Source organism: Streptomyces sp. NPDC059832 (assembly GCF_042731715.1).
In the GTDB taxonomy this organism is placed as follows: domain Bacteria; phylum Actinomycetota; class Actinomycetes; order Streptomycetales; family Streptomycetaceae; genus Streptomyces.
This window is the reverse complement of record NZ_JBHWIY010000004.1, coordinates 268,101-293,456: the sequence shown is the minus strand read 5'-3', so window position 1 is coordinate 293,456 and position 25,356 is coordinate 268,101. Positions and strand designations below refer to the sequence as shown.

Here is a 25,356-nt window from a genome sequence, read left to right as displayed (position 1 = left end):
GCCCCGTCGACGCCCGGTCTCTTGCCTTCTAGCCCGGACTCCAGAGGGACCAAACACCCCCTGGACAGACTGGGGGTTGGCTCCTGCCGACCGGCCCACCCCCGCCCCCGTCGGGTGGGGCTCCACCATCGCGGATCCGCGGAATGCGGGTCAGCAGCTCAGATTGGAGCCGGGTGTGGTGCCGAGGATCGATACGAACGCCTGGTAGCGGTCGATACGGCTCTGGACCTGGGCGGGATTGCCGCCGTTGCACTCCAGGGAGCCGTTGATGGAGCGGATCGTCTCACCGAATCCCGCACCGTTCACCATGGCGTTGTGGGCGGTCATGGTGCCGGGGCCGTTCTGGGTGTTCCAGTACCAGAGGCCGGTCTTCCAGGCGACCGAGGCGTCCTGCTCGACCAGGTACGGATTGCCCAGCAGATCGATGCCGAGGGCGTCACCGGCGGCCTTGTAGTTGAAGTTCCAGCTGAGCTGGATCGGCCCGCGGCCGTAGTACGCGGACTGGCCGGCCGGGCAGCCGTAGGGCTGGCTGCTGTCGCAGTAGTGCGGGTAGTTGGCCGTGTTCTGCTCGACCACGTACACCAGACCGCCCGTCTCGTGGCTGACGTTGGCGAGGAACGCCGCCGCTTCCTGGCGCTTGACGGTGTCGCTTCCGGTGTTCGCGAAGCCCGGGTAGGCGCTCAGGGCCGCAGTCAGTCCGCTGTACGTGTAGAACGGATTCCGGTTCGGGAACATCTGGTTGAACTGCGCCTCGCTGACGACGAAGCCGGACGGGGTACCCGGGTCCGTACCGCCACCGCCGCAACTGCCCTGGTCCGCCCAGACGTCGGAGCTGCCGGGGGTCTCGTTCTGGGTCCACCACTTGGCGGTCCAGTTGTGCCCGTTGTAGGAGGCCGATCCGCCGCCGGTGTAGACGGACGAGGAGTTCCAGGGTGCCGCGCAGTCGGCTGCCGCGGCGGTGGTGGCGGGGAGGACGACGACCATTGCGACGACCGCGCCCAGCGCGGCCAGCAGGCCCATGATGCGTCTGATCATGCGATCACTCCTTCGGTGCGGCGCAACCGGCCGGCCGGTGCACCGCCATGGGGGGTTGACGGTCACTCAAGCGCCGCTGGTCTGAACCTGTCAAGGTCTGGACCAACAGGGGAACCCTTCCCGACGGAGCGTTCACAGGGGGACCGACGGCGCATTCACACCGCCGACCCCGCCCTCAACAGGGGGAATTCCGGAAGGAGTTCATCCGGATCATGCGGCGCAGCACGGACGGAGCCGAGGGAAAAACTCCGACCCCGTCCAGCATGCGGAACGCCGGACCCGGCCGGCCCGGCGGCGGGCCGTCAGCAGCCCAGCCGGGAGCCCGGCGCCGCACCGACGATGCCGGTGATCCGTTCGTACATGGCGACCCGGGCGGCGACCGAGCCGGGGTTCCCGCCGTCGCACTCCAGGGAGCCGTTGAGCGAACGGATCGTCTCGCCGAATCCCGCACCGCCGACCATCGCCTCGTGCGAGGTCATCGCGCCGGGGCCGTTCTGGGTGTTCCAGTACCAGAGGGCCGCCTGCCAGGCGATGGACGGGTCCTGCTCGACCAGCCAGGGGTTGTTGAGGAGATCGAGGCCGAGCGCGTCGCCCGCGGCCTTGTAGTTGAAGTTCCAGCTGAACATGATCGGGCCCCGGCCGTAGTAGGCCTTCTGTCCTGCCGGGCAGCCGTACGGCTGGCTGTAGTCGCACTTGCGCCAGTAGTTGGCCTCGTTGATCTCCTTCACGTACCGGAGCCCGACCGACTCGAAGTCCGCGTGGGTCAGGAACGCCGCGGCCTCCTGGGCCCGCGTGGTCGGCGTACCGGTGTTCGCGAAGCGCGGGTAGGCGTGCAGGGCGTCGATCAGGCCCTGGTACGTGTAGAAGGGGTTGCGGTCCGGGAAGATCGCGTCGAACTGCGCCTCGCTGATGACGAAGTCCGAGATCCCGCCCGCACAGGCCCCCTGATCGGCCCAGACGGTCGTGGCACCCGGATTCTCGTTCTGCGTCCACCACTTGGCCGTCCAGTTGCGGCCGTGGTGCGAGACCATGCCGCCCTGCGTGTAGGCGGTCGACGAACTCCACACGGGCGCGCACTTCGGGGCCGGATCCGCGGCGGCGGAGGCGGTGGCGGTGGGGAGGAAGGCGGCCGTCGCGACGACGGAACTCAGCACGATCAGAAGGCTCTTGATGCGTTTCAGCGCTGCTCACTCCTTCGGCAGGGCACGCCGAACACCTCAGCGGGCCGTCTGGACGTCCCGCCACTCAAACCCCAATGGTCTGAACCTGTCAAGGTCTGGACCATTGGCCCGCGCGCTCCGGAAGAGGAGGGACGCCACGGACACCGGCCGTGCGCGACACCGAAGGGGCTGCGGATCTGCGGCAAGGACTGAAAGGCGAGGAGTGGGAACGGAACGGGGGAGGGCCGGAACGGTGCGTCCCGGCCCTCCCCCGCCCTGCCTCCTAGAGGAAGGAGTTGATCTCGATGGTCTCGGTGCGGCCGGGGCCGACACCGATCGCGGAGATCGGGGCGCCGGACATCTCCTCCAGCGCCTTCACGTACGCCTGCGCGTTCTTCGGCAGGTCGCCGAAGGTCTTGGCCTTCGTGATGTCCTCGGACCAGCCCGGCAGCATCTCGTAGACCGGCTTCGCGTGGTGGAAGTCGGTCTGGCTGTACGGGAGTTCCTCGACGCGCTTGCCGTCGATCTCGTACGCCACGCACACCGGGATCTGCTCCCAGCCGGTCAGCACGTCCAGCTTGGTGAGGAAGAAGTCGGTGAGACCGTTGACCCGGGTCGCGTACCGCGCGATGACCGCGTCGAACCAGCCGCAGCGACGGTCACGGCCGGTGGTGACACCGCGCTCGCCACCGATGCGGCGCAGCGCCTCGCCGTCCTCGTCGAGCAGCTCCGTGGGGAACGGGCCCGCGCCGACGCGAGTGGTGTACGCCTTGAGGATGCCGATGACCCGGCTGATCTTCGTCGGGCCCACGCCGGCACCGGTGCAGGCGCCGCCCGCGGTCGGGTTCGACGAGGTGACGAAGGGGTACGTGCCGTGGTCGACGTCGAGCAGCGTGCCCTGACCGCCCTCGAAGAGGACGACCTTGCCCGCGTCGATGGCGTCGTTCAGGATCAGCGTCGTGTCGGCGACGTAAGGCTTGATCTGCTCCGCGTACTGGAGCATCTCCTCGACGATCTTGCCGGACTCGATCGCGCGCCGGTTGAAGACCTTGGCGAGGAGCTGGTTCTTCTGCTCCAGGGCCGCCTCGACCTTCTGCTCCAGGATCGACTCGTCGTAGAGGTCCTGGACGCGGATGCCCACGCGGTTGATCTTGTCGGCGTACGTCGGGCCGATGCCTCGACCGGTCGTGCCGATCTTGCGCTTCCCGAGGAACCGTTCCGTCACCTTGTCGACCGTGACGTTGTACGGAGTGATCAAATGGGCATTGCCGCTGATCAGCAGCTTGGACGTGTCCACGCCGCGGTCGTTCAGCCCACTCAGCTCGGAGAGCAGGACGGCCGGGTCGACGACGACACCGTTTCCGATGACCGGGGTACACCCCGGCGAAAGGATTCCGGAGGGGAGGAGATGCAGTGCGTACTTCTGGTCACCGACGACCACCGTATGGCCGGCGTTGTTGCCGCCTTGGTAACGCACCACATAGTCCACGGATCCACCGAGGAGGTCGGTGGCCTTTCCCTTGCCCTCGTCACCCCACTGAGCACCGAGCAGCACAAGTGCGGGCACAGGCGTACACCCCTTCCGGGCGGGGCATGTCCAAGGTCAGGGGGCGTACGTAAACGTCGTACATGCCGTACGACGATGTACGACAAGGCCTGAACCGTCGAACCGGGTGCCCCGGAATAGACGAAGCCCCTGGCGCAATAGCGCAAGGGGCTCTTGCACCAAGATGCTACCCGAGGAAGGACCGAGGTGTCGGCTGCCCAGCCCCCCGGCGACGGTGCGCACCAGCTGCTGGTGGTCATCGACCCGGTCGCCCGCCGGACCGACGGCGAGTCCGTGCGTATCGCGAAGGACGTGCTGAGCGCCGGTTCGCACGCCAAGATCTGCCTGCCCGACGGGCCCGAGGAATTCGCCCGTGCCCTGTCCCGCCGGGGCAGTCGGCGGCCGGTGGTGGTCGGCGACGACCGCGCGCTGCGGCGGGCGGTGGCCCAGCTGCACCGGGAGCGGGAGCCGGCCGGGAGCGTGCTCTCGCTGATCCCGGTCGGCAGTGCGGCCGCGCTGGAACTCGCCCATTCGCTCGGCGTGCCCATGGGCGCGGTGGCGGCGGCGCGCACCGCGCTGGACGGTGCCGTGCGCAGGCTCGACCTGCTGGTCGACGACAGCGACGGCGTGGTCCTGGGCGCGCTGCACATCCCGGCCCTGAGCACGCTGTCGGGCGCGGCGGCCGCGCACACGGGGGTCACCGCGGTCTGGGACACCTGCCGCAACCTGGTCCGCACGCTGGTGCGCCCCACCCCGGCGACGCCCACCGCCCCGCCGCCCACGCACCGGCTGCGGGTCGAGGCCGACGGCGTCCTGCTGAACGATCTGGACCGCCCGGTCGAATCGGTGACCGTGACCTCGCAGGGCGGCGACGGCGGCCTGGCGGAGGTGGTGATCCGCCCGCCGGCGGCCGACCCGGAGACGACGGAGGCGAAGGCCGTCACGGTCTCGGGCGCGGACTTCCGCTACCGGGCGGACATACAGGTCGGCGGCCCGGTCCGGACACGGACCTGGACGGTGCGGGCGGGGGCCTGGGGGCTGATGCTGCCGGTGGCGCAGGGATAGGGATAGCGTCCGGGCGCAGGGGGCGTCGATGACGGCGGGGCCCTGCCGGAGGGGCTGCTGCGGCTCATGCCGCCGGGGCCCGACAAGTGCCCCTGGGCGGGGCTGCCCGCGCCTACCGGGACCGTCGAGCTGCGCGGGTGGCTCGACAAGGGGCCGGTGGTCGTCGCCTGGATCGAGGGGCGGCCGTACTGGCCGCAGGACTCGTACCAGGGCATCGATCCGTCCGACCCCGAAGCCCTCGACGGCCTGGCGGAGATGGTCCCCGGTCCGATGTGACGGGCACGTGACGTGACGGGATGTGACGGGGCGCGGCCGGGCCCCGCGTGCCCGTCAGGCGTCCGCGCGCCCACCGCCGGACGGGAGGTCGAGCGTCTTGCGGTGCTCGCGCCAGCGGTCCATCAACCCGCCCAGCTCGTCCTGCAGGAACTCGAAGAACGCCGCCGTCTCGATGAGCCGGGCACCGGCCGGGGTGTCCTCGCCCAGGGTGCGGGCGCCTTCCTTGAGGGTGCTCTCCCAGCGGGTCAGTACCCGGTCGCGGCTGACGAAGGTGGTGTACCAGACCTCGTCGTGCACGCGATAACGGTCGCGGCGCGAGCCCGGCTCGCGCTCACGGCCGACCATGCTGACCTGCGTGAGGTAGTTGACCGCACCGGACACGGCCGCCGGGCTGATCTGCAGCGCCATGGCGAGCTCGGCGGAGGTCATGCAGCCGTCGTCGTCCGCCAGGAGCGCGGCGAAGACCCGGGACGCCATCCGCTGCATCCCCGCCTCGGTCATGTCGGACGCGAACCGCTCCACGAACCGCGACACGGCCTCCGCGTCACGCCCGGAGCGCATGCTCTGTTCGGTTTCGCTGGTCATCGCCCGATCGTCTCCCCTGCTTTCCCGGCCCCCGCCATGACGCCAACTTTATACGCTTCCTTAACTTCACAAATTCATGAAAGTAGCGTACGTTCAAAACATGACGAAGGCAATCACGGTGGCCGGACTGCACAAGTCGTTCGGTCGGACACACGCGCTGGACGGCCTCGACCTCACCGTCGAGGCCGGCGAGGTCCATGGCTTCCTCGGGCCCAACGGCTCCGGGAAGTCCACCACCATCCGGGTGCTGCTGGGTCTGCTGCGGGCCGACTCCGGCGCCGCCCAGCTGCTCGGCCGCGACCCGTGGCGCGACGCGGTGGAGCTCCACCGCAAGGTGGCGTACGTTCCGGGTGACGTCACGCTGTGGCGCAACCTCTCCGGCGGCGAGGTGATCGATCTGTACGGGAGCCTGCGCGGCGGCCTCGACCGGGCCCGGCGCGCCGACCTCGTCGACCGGTTCGAGCTCGACCCGACCAAGAAGGGGCGTACGTACTCCAAGGGCAACCGCCAGAAGGTCGCTCTCGTCGCCGCCTTCGCCTCCGATGTGGATCTGCTGATCCTGGACGAACCCACCAGCGGACTCGACCCGCTGATGGAGGAGGTCTTCCAGGACTGCGTCGCCGAGGAGCGTGCGCGCGGGCGGACGGTCCTGCTCTCCAGCCACATCCTCAGCGAGGTCGAAACGCTCTGCGACCGGGTCAGCATCATCCGCCAGGGGCGGACGGTGGAGACGGGTTCGCTGGCGGACATGCGCCACCTGACGCGTACGAACATCAGCGCCGAGCTGGCCGGAGCGCCCGCCGGGCTCGACCGTCTGCCCGGCGTCCACGACCTCGACGTCCAGGGCCTGCGGGTCACGCTCCAGGTCGACACGGACAAGCTGGACGCCGTTCTCAAGTCGCTCACCGCGTCGGGCGTACGGACGCTGACCAGTACCCCGCCCACGTTGGAGGAGCTGTTCCTGCGCCACTACACGACGGACGCGACGAACACGACGGACACGACGAACACGGCGGACGCGCCCGGCAGCGACGAGGGCGCGGGGGTGGCGGCGCGATGACTGCCGTGACCACGACCGCCCCGGCCGGCACCCGGCGCCCGACCGGGGCCACGACCGGGCAGCTCGCCGGGACGTGGCCCCTGCTGCGGCTCGCACTGCGGCGCGACCGCGTCATGCTGCCGATCTGGGTGCTCGCCCTCGGCGGCTCCTTCTCCTCCGTCGGCAGCTCCATCGCCTCGCTGTACGACACCACCGCCCAGCGCGCCGAACTCGCCGCGTCGATGAACGGCAACAGCTCCCTCCGGGCGATGTACGGACCGGTCTTCGACGACTCGGTCGGCGGGCTCGTGAGCTGGCGGATGGCCGCCTTCGGAGCGGTGCTGGCGGCCGTGATGAGCCTGATCGTCGTCATCCGGCACACCAGGGAGGAAGAGGAGACCGGCCGCCAGGAGATGCTCTCCTCCGCGATGGTGGGACGCCGCGCCCCGCTGACCGCAGCGCTGCTCACCGCGGTGATCGCGAACGCGGCACTGGCGCTGGTGATCGCGGCGGGCCTGGCCGGGTCCGGCGCGGGCGGCGCCGGGACACTGGCGCTCGCCCTGGCAGTCGCCGGGACGGGTGTGCTGTTCGCCTGCACGGCCGCAATCGCAGCGCAGTTCACCGAGAGCGCCCGGCTCGCCAAGGGGCTCACCGCGGCGGTGATCGGTGCCGCGTTCGTCCTGAAGGCGGCGGGCGACTCGGCGACGGACGACGGCTCTTCCGTGCTGACCTGGCTCTCCCCCATCGGCTGGGCGGAGAACGTACGGGCGTACGCGGACGAGCGCTGGTGGGTGCTGCTCGTCTTCGCGGCGGCCGTGGCGGTCCAGGCCGTCCTCGCGTACGGCCTGGCCGGGCGGCGCGATGTCGGCATGAGCTTCCTGGCCACCAGACCGGGGCCCGCGCAGGGGCGGATCTCCACGGCGTTCGGTCTCGCGTTGCGGCTCCAGCGCGGTGCGCTGACCGGGTGGACGCTCTCCTTCGCCGTGGTCGGTGTCGCCTTCGGCGGACTGACCGGCGGGGCGGCCGATCTCGTCGGTGACAACGCGAAGACCAGGGAGATCTTCGAGCGGATGGGCGGACAGTCCGGTCTGACCGACGCGTTCCTCGCCGCGATGGTCTCCGTGCTCGGGATGGTCGCGGCGCTGTACATCGTCGCGTCGGTGCTGCGGCTGCACGGCGAGGAGACCGCCGGACGCGCCGAGCCGGTGCTGGCGGGCGGAGTGGGCCGGATCGGGTGGGCGGCCGGCCATCTGGTCATCGCGTTCGGCGGCGCGGCCCTGCTCATGGCGGCCGGTGGCCTCGGCCTGGCCGCCGGCTACGGCCACGATCTCCCGGCCGTGCTGGGTGCGTCGCTGGCACAGCTGCCGGCGATCTGGCTGCTGGGCGGGGTGACGGTCCTGCTGTACGGGGCGTTCCCGAAGGCGGCGGTGGCGGCCTGGGGCGTCGCCGGGATCTGTCTGGCGCTGGGGTGGCTCGGGCCCGCCGTCGACATGCCGCAGGCGGTGATGGACGTGTCACCGTTCACGCATCTGCCGAAGCTGCCCGGTGGCACGGGAATGGAATGGGGCCCGGTGCTCGCGCTCACCGCCGTCGCGGCGGTGCTGGTCGGGGCCGGGGTGGGGGCATTGCGCAGGCGCGATGTCCTGACCTGACAGTGACGTGGGGGCCAGGGACTCCCGGCCAGACGCGGGCTCGACGCGAGATGCGGGCTCGACGCGAGATGCAACCTCACCGCGGTGCCCCTGCGTCACCCCGTTCGTGGAGAACCGAAGCGAAGCCGTCCGCGGGATCGCCGGATGCCTGGTCGTCGCCGCGGGCGGGGCCGCCGGGACGCTCGCCTGGGCACCGTACGGCAGGCCTGGCATCTTCGGCGGCTTCGAGGGCGCGACGGAGTGGAACGTGCTCTGGCTCGGGCTCCCGGTCATGGCGCTCGGCGGCATCACGGCCGGGCTCGTCCTCGTCGCCCTCGCGGGGCGGAAGTGGCGACGGGCGCTCGGGGCGGTGGCGGCGCTCGCCGCCCTCACCGGCTTCGGGGTGGCCTTCGACGTACTGGAGGGCCCGCCCCTGGCCTGTGGGCCGGGATGCTGAGCGCCGGGCAGCCGGACGCCCGGCGCATCGAAGTCCCGGCCCGCGGCCTCGTCACAGCTCCACGCGCAGTTCCTTCAGGCCCCTGATCACATAGCCCGGGTTCCACTCCGGTTCGGCCGCAAGCCGCAGGTCCGGGGCGCGGCGCAGCAGCTCGCCGAAGGACGCGGCCAGTTCGACCCGGGCCAGCGGGGCGCCCAGGCAGAAGTGGATGCCCGCCCCGAAGGTGATGTGCGGGTTGTCCCGCCGGGCCAGGTCCAGGGTGTCCGGGGCGGTGAAGCGGGCCGGGTCGCGGTTGGCTGAGCCGAAGAGCAGGGCCACCTCCGAACCGCGCGGAACGACGGTGCCGTCGATCTCGATGTCGTCCAGGACCCAACGCTCGAACATCTGCAACGGGGTGTCGTACCGCATCAGCTCCTCGATCGCCGTCGGCAGCAGCCCGTGGTCGGCGCGCAGGGCGGCCAGTTGCCCGGGGTGGCGCAGCAGGGTCCACCAGCCGTTCACGGTGGTGTTGACGGTCGCCTCGTGGCCGGCGTTCAGCAGCAGCACACAGGTGGAGATCATCTCCTGCTCGCTCAGCCGCTCCCCCTCGTCGTGGGCGGCGATGAGCGCGGAGATCAGATCCGTACCGGGGTTCCTGCGCCGCTCCTCGATCAGCTCACGCAGATACGCGGAGAAGTCGAGCGAGGCGCGGACGGCGGCGCGGGCGGTCTCCTCGGACGGGTTCAGCTCGAACATTCCGCAGATCGCCGCGGACCAGGGCCGCAGCGGGGCCCGGTCGGACTCCGGGATGCCGAGCATCTCGGCGATGACGGCCACCGGCAGCGGCTCGGCGACCGCCGTGAGCAGATCGCCGCCGCCCGCCTCGACGAAGGAGTCGACCAGCTCGGCGGCCAGCCGCCGCACGGTCGGGACGAGCTGCTCGACCGTACGCGGGGTGAACGCCTTGGAGACCAGGCGCCGGATCCGGGTGTGGTCGGGGGCCTCCAGATCGAGGATCCCCTGCCCGTTGAGGGTGTGGAAGGGCTCGTGCTCGGCGGGCGGCGGCGTGCGGCCGAACTCCTCGTGGGTGAAGCGGTGCAGATACGTGCGCCCCAGGCGACGGTCGCGCAGCAGCGCGGACACATCGGCGTGGTGCGGGACGAGCCACTGGTCGGTCGGCTCGAAGCGGTGCACCCGGCCGGTGGCGCGCAGCGCGGCGTAGGCGGGGTACGGGTCGGCGACGAAGGCCCGGGACCAGGGGTCGAAGGGGGCATCGGCCGCGGAACGGGGAGACGGGTGCATAGGCGGACGCTAACCGCACTCCACCGCCGCCGACCACCCACCCCGCACGCTTCCACCCACCCCGCACGCTTCCGCGCGCAACCCGCGCCCCCGGCACCTCAGGACGGTGTGACCAGCCGGGCCTCGTACGCGAAGACGGCCGCCTGGGTGCGGTCCCGCAGTCCCAGCTTCACCAGGATGCGGCTCACATGCGTCTTGATGGTGGACTCGGCGACCACCAGATGCGAGGCGATCTCGGCGTTGGAACGGCCCTGCGCGATGAGGACGAGCACCTCCGTCTCGCGCTCGGTGAGGTCGCCGATCCGGGCGAGGGCGGGCGAGCGCGGGGACTCCGCGAGCTTCGAGAACTCGTTGATCAGCCGCTTGGTGACGGTCGGGGCGAGCAGGGCCTCACCGGCGGCCACCACCCGTACCCCGTCGGCGAGCTGGCGCGCGGAGGCGTCCTTGAGGAGGAAGCCGGACGCGCCGGCACGCAGCGCCTGGTAGACGTACTCGTCGAGGTCGAAGGTGGTCAGCACCAGCACCTTGGCGTCCGCGTCGGCGGCGACGATCTCGCGCGTGGCCTCGATGCCGTTGAGTTCCGGCATCCGGATGTCCATCAGGACCACATCGGGGCGCAGGGCCGCGACCTGCGCAATGGCCTGCCGCCCGTCGACCGCCTCGCCGACGACCTCGATCCCCGGCATGGCGTTGAGCAGCACCGAGAAGCCCTCGCGGACCATCATCTGGTCGTCCACGATCAGCACCCGGATGGGCGGGGTGGTGGGGGTGCTCATGCTCGGTCCGCCTGTTCCGCCCGCTCCGTCTTCCCGAACCCGACCGGCCCGGCCCCGCGCGTCCCGGCCCCGCGCGTCCCGTCCTGCTCCTGGGATTCGGGATCGGCCTGCACGGGGATGAAAGCGGCGATCTCGTAGCCGCCCTCGCCCGTCGCCTCGGCCGTCATGTCGCCGTTCAGCATCGCGACCCGCTCCCGCATCCCCGTGATCCCGTGACCGGCCCCCGGCGAGGGCTTCACCGGACCGGTGGGCGGCCCGTTGACGACCCGCAGACCGAGCCCGCCCAGCACATAGCCGATCTCCACCTTGGCGGATGCGCCCGGTGCGTGCCGCAGCGTGTTGCTGAGGGCTTCCTGGATGATCCGGTACGCGGACAGCTCGACCCCCTGCGGCAGCTCACGCACCGCACCGGTGATCGTCTTCTCCGTCTCCAGGCCCGCCTCGCGCACATTGGCGAGGAGCCCGTCGAGCTGGGCGAGGGTGGGCTGCGGGGCGTCCGGCGCCTGGTAGTCCTCCGCCCGGACGACGCCGAGGACCCGGCGCAGTTCGGTGAGGGCGGCGACGGCGTTCTCCCGGATCGTGACGAAGGCCTGCTCCAGCTCGGGCGGCGGATTCTCCACCCGGTACGGGGCGGCCTCGGCCTGGATCGCGACGACCGACATGTGGTGCGCGACCACGTCGTGCAGCTCACGGGCGATGGTGGTGCGCTCCTCCAGCAGCGTGCGCCGGTCGCGTTCGACGGCGGTCACGGTGCGCTGCACGGTCACCTCGCGCTCCGCCTCACGGCGGATCTGCACCATGGAGACCATGAGCAGGGCGAACGCGGAGGTCAGCGCCATGCCCACGGTGGTGGTCCCGGAGCGCCAGACGGCGTTCTCCATGAACGTGCCGAGCAGTACGGTCAGGCCCCACATCCAGGCGGCGGTGCGCGGCCCGGTCCTGACCGCCACGACGACCAGCACGACCAGGTGCGCGAAGAACGTGCTCGGCCCCCACGGCCATCCGCCGCCGCCGAGCACCGCGGTCACCGGGGTCGACGCGAGCGACATCCAGAACGCCCCGACCGGCCTGACCAGCGTCATCACGACGCAGACGGCCGGGAGCGCCGCGATCACCTCGGCGGGCGGAAAGCTCGTCCGGGAGATTCCCGTCAGGAAGGTGATGAGTGCGGCCATCACCACCATCGCGTGCGGCGCCCAGGTGGCACGCGCCCGTACCCGCTTCGGCAGCCGGCGGATCACCGGCCCGTCGGTCGGCAGCTGCGGCATCGGGCGGTAGGCGAACGCGTCGTGGAAGAGGGCCTGGCGGAGGCCGCCTATCGCCCCCGCGGCCATCCGGTACTCCGGACTTCTGCTCTTGGTCTCGGTCACGCCTCCACGGTAGGGGGCGGTCCGGGACCCGGTCGTCAGCAGTGATACGGATCCTGTGCCGTCCGTCGCAAGTACTACGGTCTCCTCCGCACCGCCGTACCTCCGCTCACCAGGCCAGCTGTGCGAGCTCCTCCGCCACCACCGCGCACGCGTCCGCCGCCGGGTCGATCAGCGGGTAGTGGCCGACGTCGGGCAGCAGGGTCAGCCCCACCGTCTCACCCGCCTTCGCCGCCGCGTCGACGAACGCCTCCGCGACCGCCTGCGGCACATCGAAGTCGGTGGTGCCCTGCACCACGGTGGTGGCGATGCCGGTGGGCAGCAGCACGGCCGGGTCGGCGTGCGGGGCCCGCTCCCCGAAGTCCTCCTCGCGGCCGAGGAATTGACCGACCGCCCCGGAGCACACGTCCAGCCCGACGGCGGTGGCGAAGTCGGCGATCGGCGCGAGGGCGACGACGCCCCGCAGCTGCGGCGGCGCGGGCAGCCGCCACGGCGAGCCCTCGGGCAGTACGTGCCGGGCGGCGGCCCACAGGGCCAGCTGCCCGCCCGCGGAGTGCCCGGTGACGACGATCCGCCGGGCATCGGCCTCCGGGAGTTCCCGGGCCAGCAACGCCGGCAGCGCGTCCATCGCCGCGGCGACATCGTCGAAGGTCTCCGGCCAACGGCCCGCCACCGGACCGGCCCCCCGCTGCTGCGGGATCTCGCTGCCGCGCCGGTACTCGACGCTGGCGACGGCGAATCCGCGCCGGGCCAGGAAGTCCGCGAACGGCGACACATGCTGCCGGTCGTACGGCGCCCGCCACGACCCGCCGTGCAGGACGACCACGACCGGCGCCCCGGTCCGCCCGTCGCGCGGGGCGTAGAAGTCGATCAGCTGGTCGGGGTGGCTGCCGTAGGCGGCGGATGCGTCGGGCGCGACCGGTGGATGCGAGAGGGCCGACTCGGTCTCGGCTGCGTCCCGATCACGCGCGGCAGAATCCGACATGCTGCTCCAACCGTCCTGTAGCTGTGCCCAACTGGCCTGACCTGCGGGGACGGTACCAGTACGAAAGGCTCCCGTCCCCCGGCGGTGGACCACCCGGTCTCACTCCCCCGCCAGGCGGTAGTAGTACGCCCCGTACAGACCGCCCTCAAGATCACCGAAGAAGTAGGTCCAGGGGCTGTCCTCGGAGAAGACCGCGGGATCGGCGCCGTCGAATTCGGCCCGCACCCCGTCGGCGAACCGGGCGAGTTCGGCGTAGGGCGCACGCTGGTCGCCGCCCGCGCACTCGCGCGCCACCCGGAGCTTTCGCCGGTGCAGCAGACCGAGCAGGTGCCCCAGCGAGGAGAGATCCGCGTGCACCGGCCGGAAATCCCCCGGAAAGAGTGCGATCTCGTCCGGGAAGGCGTGCACGGTGCCGTCACCGAGGTGCAGGAAGAGGTACCAGCCCTGGACCGCCCCGAAGAGCAGCAGCTCGCCGAACTCCCGCGCCACGACCTCCACTTCGTCGCCGAGGTGCACCAGCGTGGACCGTTCCACGGTGCAGTCCTCGGCCGCGAGGGGCGGGGCCATCCGGAACGGGCCCTGCGGGAAGCCCAGTTCGCACAGCACGCGGAGGTCGTCCGGTCGTCGCACCACTCCGGACAGGACCGTGCGCGAGGCCCGCACCCAGCCGGGCGGCGGCACGGCAGGGACAGGGCCGCCCTCGTCCCGGCCGATGTCGAAAATCATGTGGTGTACCCCCGTCGTCCGCTGCCGTCGCACCACATCCTGCCCGCGCCCCCGGCGGGTCAGGGCGCCGACAGCACCCTGACCCGCCGCGACCGCCGGGAACTCCCGGCCCGTCGACGGTTTTTCGACAGGCCCTAGCCCGCCAGCACCTCTGCCAGCGCCCGCGCCGCCCGTTCCACGTCCGCGAAACCGACGTACAGCGGCGTGAATCCGAACCGCAGCACGTCCGGCCGGCGCAGGTCCCCGACGACGCCCCGCGCGATGAGCGCGCTCATCACCGGCTCCGCGTCCGCGCAGCGCAGCGCGACCTGGCTGCCGCGTTCCGCGTGCGCGGCCGGGGTCACCGAGGTGACCCGGCCCTCGGGCACGTACCCGGCGACGCACTCCAGGAAGAAGTCCGTCAGAACCAGGGACTTGGCCCGTACCGCCTCGACCGACACTCCGTCCCACACGTCGAGCGACGCTTCGAGCGCCAGCATGGAGAGGATGTCGGGCGTGCCGACCCGGCCCCGTACGGCACCGTCGGCCGGGGTGTACGCGGGGGTCATGCCGAACGGGTCGGCGTGCGACGTCCACCCCGGCAGCGGTGAGTCGAAGGCCGCCTGGTGGCGTTCGGCGACGTAGATGTAGGCGGGCGAACCGGGGCCGCCGTTCAGGTACTTGTACGTGCAGCCGACCGCCAGGTCCACGCCGTACGCGTCGAGGCCGACGGGCAGGGCGCCCGCGCTGTGGCACAGGTCCCAGATCGCGACGGCGCCCGCCGCGTGCACGGCGGCGGTGAGTCCGGGCAGGTCGTGGAGCCTGCCGGTGCGGTAGTCGACATGGTTGAGCAGAACGGCCGCGGTACGGGGGCCCAGCGCGCCGGGCACCTCGGCGGGGGCGACCGGGACCAGCCGGTGACCGGTCATCCGGGCCGCGGACTCGGCGATGTACCCGTCCGTGGGGAAGGTCGTCGCGTCGACGAGGATCTCGTCGCGCCCCTCCGGCGCCAGCCGGGTGGCCGCGACGACGGCCTTGAAGACGTTCACGCTGGTCGAGTCGCCGACGACGATCTGTCCGGCGGCGGCCCCGACGAGCGGGGCGATCCGGTCACCGATCCGTTCCGGCGCGGTCCACCAGCCGCTCTCGCCCCAGGACCGGATGCGCAACTCGCCCCACTCGCGGGTGAGGACCTCCTGCACCCGGGCGGGCACGTGCGCCGGCAGTGCGCCGAGCGAGTTGCCGTCGAGATAGACGGTGTCGTCGAGGGTGAACAGCTTCCGCCGGTCCGCGAGCGGGTCGACGGCATCGAGCGCCGCGGCCCGCGCGGTGAGGGTCCCGGACCTGGCGGCGAAGGTCTCAGACATGGCTGCGCGCCGTCCACAGCTCGGGGAAGACGTTCTTCGTGGCCCGCTTCTCCAGCCAGGCGACCCCGGCGGAGCCGCCGGTCCCGGTCTTCGAACCCATCGCGCGCCGGGTGGCGACGAGATGGTCGTTGCGCCAGCGCCACACCAGTTCGCCGACGTCGGTGAGCGCCTCACCGAGCCGGACCAGCTCGTCGTGGCGCTCGGGGTCGGCGTAGATCTCCGCCCAGACCGCCTCGACCTCGAAGGACGGCTCGTACTTCTGCGCCAGGTCCCGGCCGAGCACGGCCTGCGGCACGGCGAACCCGCGCCGGGCGAGCAGGGCGAGCGTCTCGTCGTACAGACTCGGCTCGCCGAGCGCCTTCTCCAGCTCGGCGTGGACGCGGGGCGCGCCCCGGTGCGGCACGAGCATGGACGCGGACTTGTCGCCCAGCAGGAACTCCATCCGCCGGTACATCGCCGACTGGAATCCGGAGCCCTCGCCGAGGGCGGAGCGGTAGGAGTTGAACTGGGCGGGGGTGAGCTGGGCGAGCGGGGTCCAGGAGGCGTTGAGCGCCTCCAGCTCCCGCACCGAGCGCTTGAGCGCGTCGCGTGCGACGGTCAGCCGGTCCTCGCGCAGGGCGTGCGCGGCGGTCTCCCACTCGTGGACGATGACGGTGAACCACAGCTCCATGACCTGGGTGGTGACCAGGAAGACCATCTCGCCCGGATCGTCGGAGCGAGGGTGCTGGAGATGGGTCAGGACATCCGCCTGGACGTAGTCCTCGTACGGAGTCGTTCCCGCGAAGTCGAGGTGCGGGGTCTGCGCACCGGTGGCTTCGGGGTCGGGGTGGATCGTCGACATTGCTGTCTCCTCGACACAAGCTTCCGGGTAGCGGTCCGCCCCTTCCGTGAGGTGATGGAGCTCCGGTCCCCTGTCGGCATCCTAGACGGACGCCCCAGGAGTACGCAGACCCCGCGGACGTACCACCGTCCGCGGGGTCGGGCCTGATCCGAACGAAAGACCCTAGCCGAGGGTCTCGGCGGCGGTCGGCGAGGACTCGCGCAGGAACGTCGAGCAGCGCTCGTACTCCTCCTGCTCACCGATCGACCGGGCGGCCCGCGCCAGAGCGTGCAGGGCGCGCAGGAAGCCGCGGTTCGGCTCGTGCTCGAACGGTACGGGGCCGTGGCCCTTCCAGCCGGCCCTGCGCAGTGCGTCGAGGCCGCGATGGTAGCCGGTGCGGGCGTAGGCGTACGACTCGATGACGCGTCCGCCGTCGAACGCCTCGTCGGCGAGCTGTGCCCAGGCCAGGGAGGAGGTCGGGTACTTCGCGGCGACATCGGCGGGGGCCGTGCCGTTCGCGAGCAGCTCGCGCGGCTCCGGGTCGTCGGGCAGGTGGGTCGGGGGAGGGCCCCCGAGCAGGTTCTCGTGGATCGACATGGGTTCAAGTGTGCCTGGCACATGCGTGCCGGGGGTACCCGGGCGCCGGGCCGACGGCCGGCTCGGGCGGCCGGCTCCGGCGGTCAGCTCGGGTCCGGGTTCTCCTCCTTCTCGTGCACGGGCTCCAGGGGCGGGGCGGCGATGCCGCAGTGCACCGTGCACTCGGGCCGCGCCTGCTCCTCCCCGTCGGCCGCGACCGGAGGCCTGCGTACCGTCGCCCAGGCGATCACCGCCCCCAGCACGAGCAGCCCGGCGCACATCGGCATGGCCCGGCGGAAGGTCACCGCGAACTCGTCGGGGTTCCGGTAGGCCTCCGGGCCCATTCCGGCGAGCAGCGGCAGCGCGGCCACCGCGATCAGCCCCGCGGCGCGGGCGGCCGCGTTGTTGATCCCGCTGGCGAGGCCCGCCCGTGCGGTGTCCACGGAGGCCAGGACGGTCGCGGTGAGCGGGGCGACCATGGTGACGAGTCCGACGCCGAGGACGGCGACCGCGGGAAGCACATCGGTGAGGTAGCCGGAGACGGAGTTCGATCCGGGCCCGACCCGCAGCATCAGCAGCATTCCCGCGGCGGCGACCAGCGGGCCGGCGGTGAGCGGGATACGCGGCCCGATGCGCTGCCCCAGTTCGCCCGAGGCTGCCGAGAAGAGCAGCATCAGGACCGTCGTCGGCAGCAGCGCCGTGCCCGCGCCGAGCGCCGAGTACCCGGCCACCACCTGGAGCTGGATCGCGGCGAGGAAGAAGTAGCCGCCGAGCGCCGCGTACACGCAGAGGGTGATGATGTTGACGACGGTGAACTGCCGGGACGCGAAGACGGAGGGCGGCAGCATCGGTTCCGCCCGGGTGCGTTCCACCCGTACGAAGACCGCCCCGAGCAGGACCCCGCCGACGGCCGCCCCGATCACCACGCCGGACGCCCCCTGCCCCGGCGCCTCGATCAACGCGTAGGTCACCAGGGCGAGGGCGAGGGCCCCGAGCACGGCGCCCAGCACATCGAAGCGCCCGTGTGCGTGCGGGTCGCGCGACTCCGGTACGTGGCGCAGCGCCACCGGCACGCAGACCACGGCGAGCGGCACGTTGAGCAGGAACACCCACCGCCAGCCCGGCCCGTCGACGAGCCATCCGCCGACGAACGGCCCGATCGCGGCCCCGACCCCGCCGAGCCCCGACCACAGCCCGACCGCGCGGGCCCGGTCGTCGGGGTGGAAGCTCGCCTGGATCAGGGCCAGCGAACCGGGCGTGAGGAGCGCCCCGCCGATGCCCTGGAGGGCGCGGGCGGCGATCAGGACGGCGGCGTTCGGTGCCAGGCCGCACAGCACGGACGCGGCGGCGAACCAGACGACGCCGACGACGAAGACCCGCCGCCGCCCGTACCGGTCGCCCAGGGCACCGCCGAGGAGGATCAGCCCGGCGAGCGTCAGCATGTAGGCGTTGACGGTCCACTGGAGGGCGGCCAGGTCGGTGCCGAGGTCCTTGCCGATACGGGGCAGGGCGACGTTGATGACGGTGGAGTCCAGCATGGCCATGCTGGAGCCGAGGACGGTGGTGAGGACGACCCAGCGTCCGGTGGCTGAGGCGACGCGGATGGCTCCCGTCTCGGCTGCGTCAGGCATACGAGCAGCATCCCCGCTCCGTGCCGGGAAGGCCATCGGGCGGGCGCGCCCGGCCGACGGGGTCAGCCCGTCAGATCGACGGAGGGGCGGCTGTCGCCCGCACCGTTCCGGTCCACGGGGAAGCCGGCTCCGCGGAACGCCCGGACGACGAGTTCACCGGCGTGTTCCATCTTCCGGGTGCTGCCGTCCGGTGCGCCCCAGAACGCCAGGAGAAGGTGTCCCGTCTTCCGGGCGCGTGCGGCGTCCTGGCGCGTGTAATGGCGGCAGCCCCTACGACGCCCGCGCCGTCACAGCGCGTACGCCCCGGATCAGCGCATCCACCCCGGCCTCCGCCTTGGAACGCGGGCACCCCACGTTCAGCCGCACGAAGCCCTCCGCCCCGTACACACCGCCCGGCATCACCGCGACCTTCTCCTGCTCGACCAGCACCCGCTGCAAGGCCTCGTCGCCGTCGACGCCCGCGGGCCGCAGATCGATCCAGGCCAGGTACCCGGCCTGCGGCGGCTGCCACCCCAGCTCGGGGAACGCCTCGTTCAGCCGCTGCGCGACCAGCGCCAGATTCCCGGCGACATACCCCCGGAGCGCGTCCAGCCACGCCTCCGACTCCCGGTACGCGGCGATGTGCGCGGTCAGCGACAGCACCGCCGGGGAGGCGAGCCCCTCGGCCGTCTCCATCCGGCGCAGGAACTCCGCCCGGTCGGCCGGATCGCCGATCAGCCCGTACGAACCGGTCAGCGCCGGGAAGTTGAACGCCTTCGACGCGGAGGTGACCAGCGCCCAGCGCCCGTCGCCCGCGACCCGGGTCCACGGCACATGCGCATGCCCCTCGTGCACGAAGTCCGCGTGTATCTCGTCGCTGATGACCGCGACCCCGTAGCGCGCGGCGAGCGACGCCATCTCGCCCAGCTCCGCCTCCGTCCACACCCGGCCCGTCGGATTGTGCGGCGAGCACAGGACCAGGACCTTGCTGTCGGGGCGGGCGAGCTCGCGTTCCAGCGCGGCCCGGTCCCCCACCGGCACGCCCCGCAGCTCACGCCCGAGCCCGGTGATCGCCTTGCGGAAACCGTCGTAGGTGGGGGTGTGGACGACCACGCCCTCGCCCTGCGACGTCCACATCTGCAGCAGCTGCGAGAGCTGGCTGAGCACGGAGGGCCCGTACACCAGCTGCCCGGTGTCCACCTCCGTGCCGTACCGGGTCGCGTACCAGTGGGCTATCGCCGAGCGGAAGTCGTCCTGCCGCCAGTCCGTGTAGCCGAACACCCCGTGGTCGAGACGGGAGCGCAGCGCGCTCAGCACCTGCGGGGCGGTCTCGAAGTCCATGTCGGAGATGGTGAACGGCAGCAGCCCGTCCACCCCGAACCGGTCCGCCACCCCGTCCCACTGGACGCACCAGGTGCCCCGGCGGTCGACGACGGTGTCGAAGTCATAGCGCGCAGTGGAACTCACAGCTGCCCCTCATATCTCTCGCGGACATGCCGTGGGCCCGGCACCCCACGGGGTACCGGGCCCACGACCACACTTCGTACCGGCTGCTACTTCAGCTTGGTGCCGGTGGAGCGCAGGTTGGCGCAGGCCTCCGTGACGCGCTTGGCCATGCCCGCCTCGGCGGACTTGCCCCAGCTGCGCGGGTCGTAGACCTTCTTGTTGCCGACCTCGCCGTCGACCTTCAGCACACCGTCGTAGTTGCGGAACATGTGGTCCACGATCGGGCGGGTGAAGGCGTACTGGGTGTCGGTGTCGAGGTTCATCTTCACGACGCCGTTCTCCAGCGCGGTGGCGATCTCCTGCTCGGTGGAACCGGAGCCGCCGTGGAAGACGAAGTCGAACGGCGACTTCTTGCCGTACTTGGCGCCGACGCCCTCCTGGAGGTCCTTCAGCAGCTCGGGACGGAGCACGACGTTGCCCGGCTTGTAGACACCGTGGACGTTGCCGAAGGAGGCGGCCAGCAGGTAGCGGCCCTTCTCGCCCAGGCCGAGCGCCTCGGCGGTGCGCAGCGCGTCGTCGACGGTGGTGTACAGCTCGTCGTTGATCTCGTGCGTGACGCCGTCCTCCTCGCCGCCGGTCGGGGTGATCTCGACCTCAAGAATGATCTTGGCGGCGGCGGCCTTGGCCAGCAGCTCCTGGCCGATGGCCAGGTTGTCGGCCAGCGTCTCGGCCGAACCGTCCCACATGTGGCTCTGGAACAGCGGGTTCTCGCCCCGGGCGACGCGCTCGGCGGAGATGTCGAGCAGCGGACGTACGTAACCGTCCAGCTTGTCCTTGGGGCAGTGGTCGGTGTGCAGCGCGACCGTGATGTCGTACTTGGCGGCGACGATGTGCGCGAACTCGGCCAGGGCGACGGCGCCGGTGACCATGTCCTTGTTGTACTGGCCGCCCAGGAATTCCGCCCCACCGGTGGAGATCTGGACGATGCCGTCGCTCTCCGCCTCCGCGAAGCCGCGCAGTGCAGCGTGCAGGGTCTGGGTCGACGTCACATTGATGGCCGGGTAGGCGAACTTGCCTGCCTTCGCCCGGTCGAGCATCTCGGCGTAGACCTCGGGGGTTGCGATGGGCATCTGACCGCTCCTTGGGATGTGCGGGTGTGCGTGCTGGTTCCCTGACCTGGGGGCGACGTCATCGTCGCCCCCATCTTCCCAGACTCTCGCTCCGGCTCCACCCGGCCCACCGCCCCAGCGCTCAGGCGTACGGAGCCCGGACATGCGGAAGGGGTGGGCCGTTTCACGTGAAACGGCCCACCCCTGGAAGAAACCGCAGGTCGGACCGGTCGTCAGGCCAGGTCGAGATCGGCCACCGAGTAGACGTGGACATACGGGAGACCGGCCTCGGCGATGGCCGGAGCCGCACCGCGCTCCACGATCACGGCCACGGCCACGACCTCGCCACCGGCCTCGCGCACCGCCTCGACGGCCGTCAGCGGCGAACCGCCGGTGGTCGAAGTGTCCTCGACCACCAGACAGCGGCGGCCCTTCACGTCCGTGCCCTCGATGCGGCGCTGCATCCCGTGCGCCTTCTGCGCCTTGCGGACGACGAACGCGTCCAGCTCCTGCCCGCGCGCCGCGGAGGCGTGCAGCATCGAGGTGGCGACCGGGTCGGCGCCCAGCGTCAGCCCGCCCACGCAGTCGTAGTCCAGCTCGGCGGTCGCGTCGAGCATGACCTGACCGACCATCGGAGCGGCCTTGCCGTCCAGCGTGATGCGGCGCAGGTCGATGTACCAGTCGGCCTCAAGACCCGAGGAGAGGGTCACTTTGCCGTGTACCACGGCCTTGTCCTTGATCTGCTGGAGCAGGTCAGCACGTACGTCAGTCATGGCTACGAGCTTAAGGCGCGCGTCTCGCATCAACTCGCGCCGAGTCCTGAGCCGACTCCTGAGCCGGGTCGGGGCCGGGCCAGGGCCGGGACGAAGCCGGGTCGGGGCCGGGTCAGAGCCGACGCCAGCTCCACGTCGTCGAGATCTCCAGCGGATCGATGGGGGTGACATAGCGGGGCGCGGTGTTCAGCCCGTTCGGCGGGCCGGACTGCGGCTCCACACAGACCGCCTCGTCCTGCTCGTCGTAGATCACGACCCACTCGGCCCGGCTCCGCACCGTCAGCTCCAGCTGCTCCGGCCAGGTGAGCGTCGCCTCGACGCCGTCCGGCATCCCGAAGCAGTCGTCCCAGGGCCCGCTCAGGGGCGGGATGCGGCGGCCGGTCGGCAGATGGTCCCCGCCCCGCTCCTCCTGCCAGGCCGCGTCGAAGGCCAGCTGTACGTCCTTGCCACCGCCGCCGAGGTTGCGCAGGAACCAGGGGTGCCAGCCGGCCTGCGCCGGGAACGAGTCCCCGTACGTCTCGATGCCGAAGGCGAGCGTGAGCGAATCCTCGGCCAGCTCGAAGGTCTGGGTCACCCGGCCCGGATACGGCCACGGGTCGACGAGGTCGTAGTAGAACGACGCCTCCCGCTCGCCCAGCCGGGCGGTGTGCCAGGCGGTGTCCCGGCCGGTGCCGTGGATGGCGTGCGGCGGGGAGTTGAGCGGCAACCGGTGCGGCACGTCGCCGTTGTGGAACAGCCCGTTCCCGGTTCGCCCGCACCACGGCACCATCGGGAAGCAGCCGTACCGCTCCCCCTGCCGCAGCAGCTCGGTGCCACCGATCCGCAGACTGTCGATGCGACAGCCGTTGGCGGGATTCACGGTCAACTCTGCGTCGCCGACGGACAGCCGGACGTCCTTCTCGCTGCTACTCACCCGACCGAGATTACTGGCGCGACCGCTACCGCCGCCGCCGCCTCAGCGCCCGGCTCACCACCACGGCGGACGCCAGCGCGAGCGCGGCGGCCGGGGCGACCCAGCGGAGCGTGGCGCCCGCGGTGGTCGAATCGGGTGACGGGACGGGCGCGTACCGGCCGCGCGGCGGCGCGTGGTCGACCTCCTCGGCGCTGCGGCCGATCATGGTGCGCCTGGCGTGCGCGGCCTCCGCCGGGGGGCCTTCGGGAACGGTGAACTCCACCTCGGAGACCGGGTCGAGCGACGGCGGGGGCACGGGCGCGTCGAAGACGGAGCCGGTACCCGGCGGGTTCCCCTGCTCCTCCGGCTCCCCGGCGGTGGGCTCCTCGGGCTTTCCCGCGTCTGCGGAGGGCGCCTCGTCGGCCGCCGCGTCATGGGTGGGCGGGGTGTCGTCGGCGACGGTGGCCGCGCCGGTCGTGTCGGCGTCCTCGGCCGCCTCCTCGATGGCCTGCTCCACCGCTTCCCCGACGGACCGCTCGGCCGCCCCGAGCACCTCGCCGGTCTCCTCGCCCATCTCTTCGCCGGCCGCCAGCGTCTCCGTCACCAGCTGCTGGGCGAAGCGGTCCAGCAGCCGGCGGGCCGCCGCGAGCGCTGCCGTCGCGTCCAGCTCCAGCAGCCGGCCGTCACCGGCCGCCGTACCCGCGAACCCGATCGCCGTACCGCCGTCCCGCTCGGTCAGGCCGATGGTCAGGGTCAGCTTCACCGAGCCGCTGCCCCTGGCCTCGGAGCCCTCGCCGGTCACCAGGACCGCTTCCCCGCGCGCCCCCTCCGGGCCGTCCTGCGGCGCATCGGTGAGTCTCAGCGCGCCGCGGTACGTGATCGTGTGGCCGTCGACCCGGATCTTGAGCCGGCCGGACAGCGGGCCCGCGGACGCGTCGGCGTCCTGCTGAAGCCCCGGCACGCATCGCGCGACGCGGGCGGGGTCACCCAGCGTCCGCCGGAGGGACGGGACCGGAACCGGAACGAACACCTCATGCTCCATGGAAACCGAGCCTACTCAGCCCCGGCCGTCACGTCAGCGGTTCCACCCCGCGAGGCCACCGGCACACGGGCCACGCCCCCGACTCCCCGGCCCCCCGCGCACGGCAGAGCCGCCCCCCGACTCCCCTGCCCGCCCGCAGGCACATGTGAAAGCCATGCCGCACTCACCGGTCCTCCCAGTACCGCGGATGCACCAGCGTCGACGGCGGCAGCCCCGCCGGCCGTGCCCGCTCCGCCTCCCGTCCCGCGTTCACCAGCGCGGGCTCCGTCATCGACCGCAGCGCCGGCGCCCTCACGGCAAGACCGAGCTCCGGCCTCTTCCCCGGACCGGCGAGGACGAAGCCCCAGCCGCGCGCGGGGCGCGCCCGGTGCGTGGCCCGGTCGGGACCGGCCGCAAAATCCGAGAGCCGGCCGCTCGTCCGGTACGGGCGGGTGTGCAGGCCCGCCGCCCGCATCGACGCCTCGACCGTCCAGAACGTACGTGGCCGGGAGACCGGCGGGCCCCCGTGCACCACCACCCGGCCGCCGGGCGCGAGTGCCTCGGCGACCAGCCCGTAGAACTCCGCCGAGTAGAGCTTCGTGCTGGTGGAGATCCCCGGATCGGGCAGATCGGAGATCACCACGTCATAGCGGCCGTGCGCCGCCCGCAGCCAGTTGAAGGCGTCCGCGGTGACCGCCGTGAGCCGCGGGTCGCGGAACGCGTGGCCGTTCAGCTCCGAGAGCGCCCGGTCGGTACGGGCCAACCGGGTGACGCCCCGGTCCAGCTCGACCACGGTGACATCGTGTACGTCCGGATAGCGCAGCACCTCCCGGGCGGCGAGGCCGTCGCCGCCGCCCAGGATCAGGACGCGGGCGTGCGGCCCGTTCATCGCCGGGTGCACCAGCGCCTCGTGGTAGCGGTACTCGTCGCGCGCGCTGACCCGCAGCCGCCCGTCCAGATACAGATCCAGGGAGCTGCGGCCCGACCCGGTCAGCACCACCTCCTGCACCTCGGTCTGCATCGCGACCCGCACCCCGTCCCCGTACACCGCGCGCCGCGCCGCCCGCTCGAAGTCGTCGACCAGTGCGGTGGCGACGGCCAGCACGGCGATCACCGCCACGTTGAACAGGATCAGCAGCCAGCGGGAGCGCGGGTTGAGATCCCGCCGGAACACGCACAGCACCAGCGCCCCGCCCGCCGCCGCGTTGACCGCGCCGGTGAACAGCGCCCCGGTGAGCTGCCCGAGCACCGGCAGCAGCAGGAAGGGGAACGCGAGCCCGCCGACCAGCGCGCCCACGTAGTCGGCGGCGAAGAGATCCGCGACGGCGCCGCCCGCGTCCTGCCGGTCGACGCGCTGGATCAAGGTCATCAGCAGCGGAATCTCCGCACCGATCAGGATGCCGATCGTGAGCGAGAACCCGACCAGGGCGTACCGCGACTCCCCGATCCAGGCGAACGACGCGTACAGCACGAGCGCCGAGGAACCGCCGACGAGCGCGAGGGCCGCCTCGATCAGCCCGAAACCCACTGCGGCATGGCTGCGTAAACGTTTCGCGAGAAGCGATCCGACACCCATCGCGAACACCATCACGGAGAGCACGACCGATGCCTGGGTGACGGAATCACCGATCAAATAGGAGGCGAGCGCCACCAGTTCGAGCTCGTACACCAGACCGCAGGCAGCACAGACGAAGACAGCGGCCAGCACGAGACACCGACCGGTCCTCGGCCGTACGGGAAGACACGCCGCGCCCCCTCGCAGCGACACCTGCTGGTCGATCATGATGCGAACGCTACGTCACGATCACATGGCAGCCTGTCACCCACAAGGGTG

The 25,356-nt window shown here is 71.8% G+C and carries 24 protein-coding genes and 1 pseudogene; 5 read left to right on the top strand and 20 right to left on the bottom strand.

The features are described from left to right. Positions 1–150: 150 nt before the first annotated feature. From ACFV8T_RS09205 to ACFV8T_RS09195, 3 genes are all read right to left on the bottom strand, one after another. A complete protein-coding gene (locus ACFV8T_RS09205) occupies positions 151–1,035 on the bottom strand; it encodes a glycoside hydrolase family 19 protein (protein ID WP_385325961.1) in 885 nt (294 codons plus the stop codon). A 302-nt stretch (positions 1,036–1,337) separates the two neighbouring features. After that, a complete protein-coding gene (locus ACFV8T_RS09200) occupies positions 1,338–2,189 on the bottom strand; it encodes a glycoside hydrolase family 19 protein (RefSeq protein WP_385325959.1) in 852 nt (283 codons plus the stop codon). A 289-nt stretch (positions 2,190–2,478) separates the two neighbouring features. Further along, on the bottom strand, positions 2,479–3,762 hold the full coding sequence (locus tag ACFV8T_RS09195) for an adenylosuccinate synthase (RefSeq protein ID WP_266417391.1): 1,284 nt from the start codon (positions 3,760–3,762) through the stop codon (positions 2,479–2,481). A gap of 186 nt (positions 3,763–3,948) precedes the next feature. On the opposite strand from ACFV8T_RS09195, the gene ACFV8T_RS09190 reads away from it, so the two are divergent. Together ACFV8T_RS09190 and ACFV8T_RS09185 are read left to right on the top strand one after the other, a co-directional pair. Beyond that, complete coding sequence (locus tag ACFV8T_RS09190) at positions 3,949–4,806, top strand: diacylglycerol kinase (RefSeq protein WP_385325957.1); 858 nt, start codon at positions 3,949–3,951, stop codon at positions 4,804–4,806. A 66-nt stretch (positions 4,807–4,872) separates the two neighbouring features. Further along, positions 4,873–5,082, top strand: a complete 210-nt coding sequence (locus tag ACFV8T_RS09185; protein ID WP_385325955.1) for a hypothetical protein — start codon at positions 4,873–4,875, stop codon at positions 5,080–5,082. A 54-nt stretch (positions 5,083–5,136) separates the two neighbouring features. Here the strand turns inward: ACFV8T_RS09185 and ACFV8T_RS09180 are convergent, their stop codons facing one another. Continuing rightward, positions 5,137–5,667: a GbsR/MarR family transcriptional regulator gene (locus ACFV8T_RS09180; RefSeq protein ID WP_385325953.1), complete on the bottom strand. Its 531-nt coding sequence runs from the start codon at positions 5,665–5,667 to the stop codon at positions 5,137–5,139. 100 nt (positions 5,668–5,767) lie between these two features. Between ACFV8T_RS09180 and ACFV8T_RS09175 the strand changes: the two genes are divergently transcribed. The 3 genes from ACFV8T_RS09175 (at position 5,768) to ACFV8T_RS09165 (ending at position 8,794) form a co-directional block, all read left to right on the top strand. Beyond that, positions 5,768–6,727, top strand: coding sequence for an ATP-binding cassette domain-containing protein (locus tag ACFV8T_RS09175; protein WP_385325951.1), 960 nt, complete (start codon positions 5,768–5,770; stop codon positions 6,725–6,727). Further along, positions 6,724–8,358, top strand: a complete 1,635-nt coding sequence (locus ACFV8T_RS09170; protein WP_385325949.1) for an ABC transporter permease — start codon at positions 6,724–6,726, stop codon at positions 8,356–8,358. The genes ACFV8T_RS09175 and ACFV8T_RS09170 overlap by 4 nt, the downstream gene beginning before the upstream one ends. Before the next feature lie 106 nt (positions 8,359–8,464). Next, a complete protein-coding gene (locus ACFV8T_RS09165) occupies positions 8,465–8,794 on the top strand; it encodes a hypothetical protein (protein WP_385325947.1) in 330 nt (109 codons plus the stop codon). A 51-nt stretch (positions 8,795–8,845) separates the two neighbouring features. Here ACFV8T_RS09165 and ACFV8T_RS09160 read toward each other — a convergent pair whose 3' ends face one another. From ACFV8T_RS09160 to ACFV8T_RS09085, 16 genes and pseudogenes are all read right to left on the bottom strand, one after another. Then, positions 8,846–10,075, bottom strand: a complete 1,230-nt coding sequence (locus tag ACFV8T_RS09160) for a cytochrome P450 (protein ID WP_385325945.1) — start codon at positions 10,073–10,075, stop codon at positions 8,846–8,848. Between the two features lie 98 nt (positions 10,076–10,173). Then, on the bottom strand, positions 10,174–10,851 hold the full coding sequence (locus ACFV8T_RS09155; protein WP_266417374.1) for a response regulator transcription factor: 678 nt from the start codon (positions 10,849–10,851) through the stop codon (positions 10,174–10,176). Then, positions 10,848–12,221: a sensor histidine kinase gene (locus ACFV8T_RS09150; protein ID WP_385325943.1), complete on the bottom strand. Its 1,374-nt coding sequence runs from the start codon at positions 12,219–12,221 to the stop codon at positions 10,848–10,850. Before ACFV8T_RS09150 ends, ACFV8T_RS09155 begins: the two co-directional genes overlap by 4 nt. A gap of 106 nt (positions 12,222–12,327) precedes the next feature. Continuing rightward, positions 12,328–13,203: an alpha/beta hydrolase family protein gene (locus ACFV8T_RS09145; protein WP_385325941.1), complete on the bottom strand. Its 876-nt coding sequence runs from the start codon at positions 13,201–13,203 to the stop codon at positions 12,328–12,330. A 99-nt stretch (positions 13,204–13,302) separates the two neighbouring features. After that, positions 13,303–13,929 carry an SUKH-4 family immunity protein gene (locus ACFV8T_RS09140; protein WP_385325939.1) on the bottom strand — a complete coding sequence of 209 codons (627 nt, stop codon included), beginning with the start codon at positions 13,927–13,929 and terminating at the stop codon, positions 13,303–13,305. Between the two features lie 134 nt (positions 13,930–14,063). Beyond that, positions 14,064–15,275 (bottom strand): kynureninase, encoded by a 1,212-nt coding sequence (gene kynU / locus ACFV8T_RS09135; RefSeq protein WP_385325938.1) that lies wholly within the window; start codon positions 15,273–15,275, stop codon positions 14,064–14,066. Further along, positions 15,268–16,116, bottom strand: coding sequence for a tryptophan 2,3-dioxygenase family protein (locus tag ACFV8T_RS09130; protein ID WP_385325936.1), 849 nt, complete (start codon positions 16,114–16,116; stop codon positions 15,268–15,270). Before ACFV8T_RS09130 ends, kynU begins: the two co-directional genes overlap by 8 nt. A 162-nt stretch (positions 16,117–16,278) precedes the next feature. Next, entirely contained in the window at positions 16,279–16,692 is a 414-nt protein-coding gene (locus tag ACFV8T_RS09125; protein ID WP_266417359.1) for a DUF3151 domain-containing protein, read from the bottom strand. A gap of 83 nt (positions 16,693–16,775) precedes the next feature. Further along, complete coding sequence (locus ACFV8T_RS09120) at positions 16,776–18,302, bottom strand: MFS transporter (protein WP_385325935.1); 1,527 nt, start codon at positions 18,300–18,302, stop codon at positions 16,776–16,778. Positions 18,303–18,364: 62 nt separating this feature from the next. Beyond that, positions 18,365–18,517: pseudogene (locus ACFV8T_RS09115) on the bottom strand (hypothetical protein); the annotation flags it as partial. A 55-nt stretch (positions 18,518–18,572) separates the two neighbouring features. Continuing rightward, positions 18,573–19,748: a MalY/PatB family protein gene (locus tag ACFV8T_RS09110; protein WP_385325933.1), complete on the bottom strand. Its 1,176-nt coding sequence runs from the start codon at positions 19,746–19,748 to the stop codon at positions 18,573–18,575. An 86-nt stretch (positions 19,749–19,834) separates the two neighbouring features. Further along, positions 19,835–20,857, bottom strand: coding sequence for a class II fructose-bisphosphate aldolase (gene fbaA, locus ACFV8T_RS09105; RefSeq protein WP_266417350.1), 1,023 nt, complete (start codon positions 20,855–20,857; stop codon positions 19,835–19,837). Between the two features lie 212 nt (positions 20,858–21,069). Then, positions 21,070–21,609, bottom strand: a complete 540-nt coding sequence (pyrE, locus tag ACFV8T_RS09100) for an orotate phosphoribosyltransferase (protein WP_266417348.1) — start codon at positions 21,607–21,609, stop codon at positions 21,070–21,072. A 112-nt stretch (positions 21,610–21,721) separates the two neighbouring features. Further along, positions 21,722–22,522, bottom strand: coding sequence for an aldose 1-epimerase (locus tag ACFV8T_RS09095; RefSeq protein WP_385325931.1), 801 nt, complete (start codon positions 22,520–22,522; stop codon positions 21,722–21,724). Between the two features lie 25 nt (positions 22,523–22,547). Next, complete coding sequence (locus ACFV8T_RS09090) at positions 22,548–23,543, bottom strand: carbon monoxide dehydrogenase (protein WP_385325929.1); 996 nt, start codon at positions 23,541–23,543, stop codon at positions 22,548–22,550. Between the two features lie 163 nt (positions 23,544–23,706). Further along, positions 23,707–25,305 (bottom strand): polyamine aminopropyltransferase, encoded by a 1,599-nt coding sequence (locus ACFV8T_RS09085; protein ID WP_385325927.1) that lies wholly within the window; start codon positions 25,303–25,305, stop codon positions 23,707–23,709. Positions 25,306–25,356 lie beyond the last annotated feature (51 nt).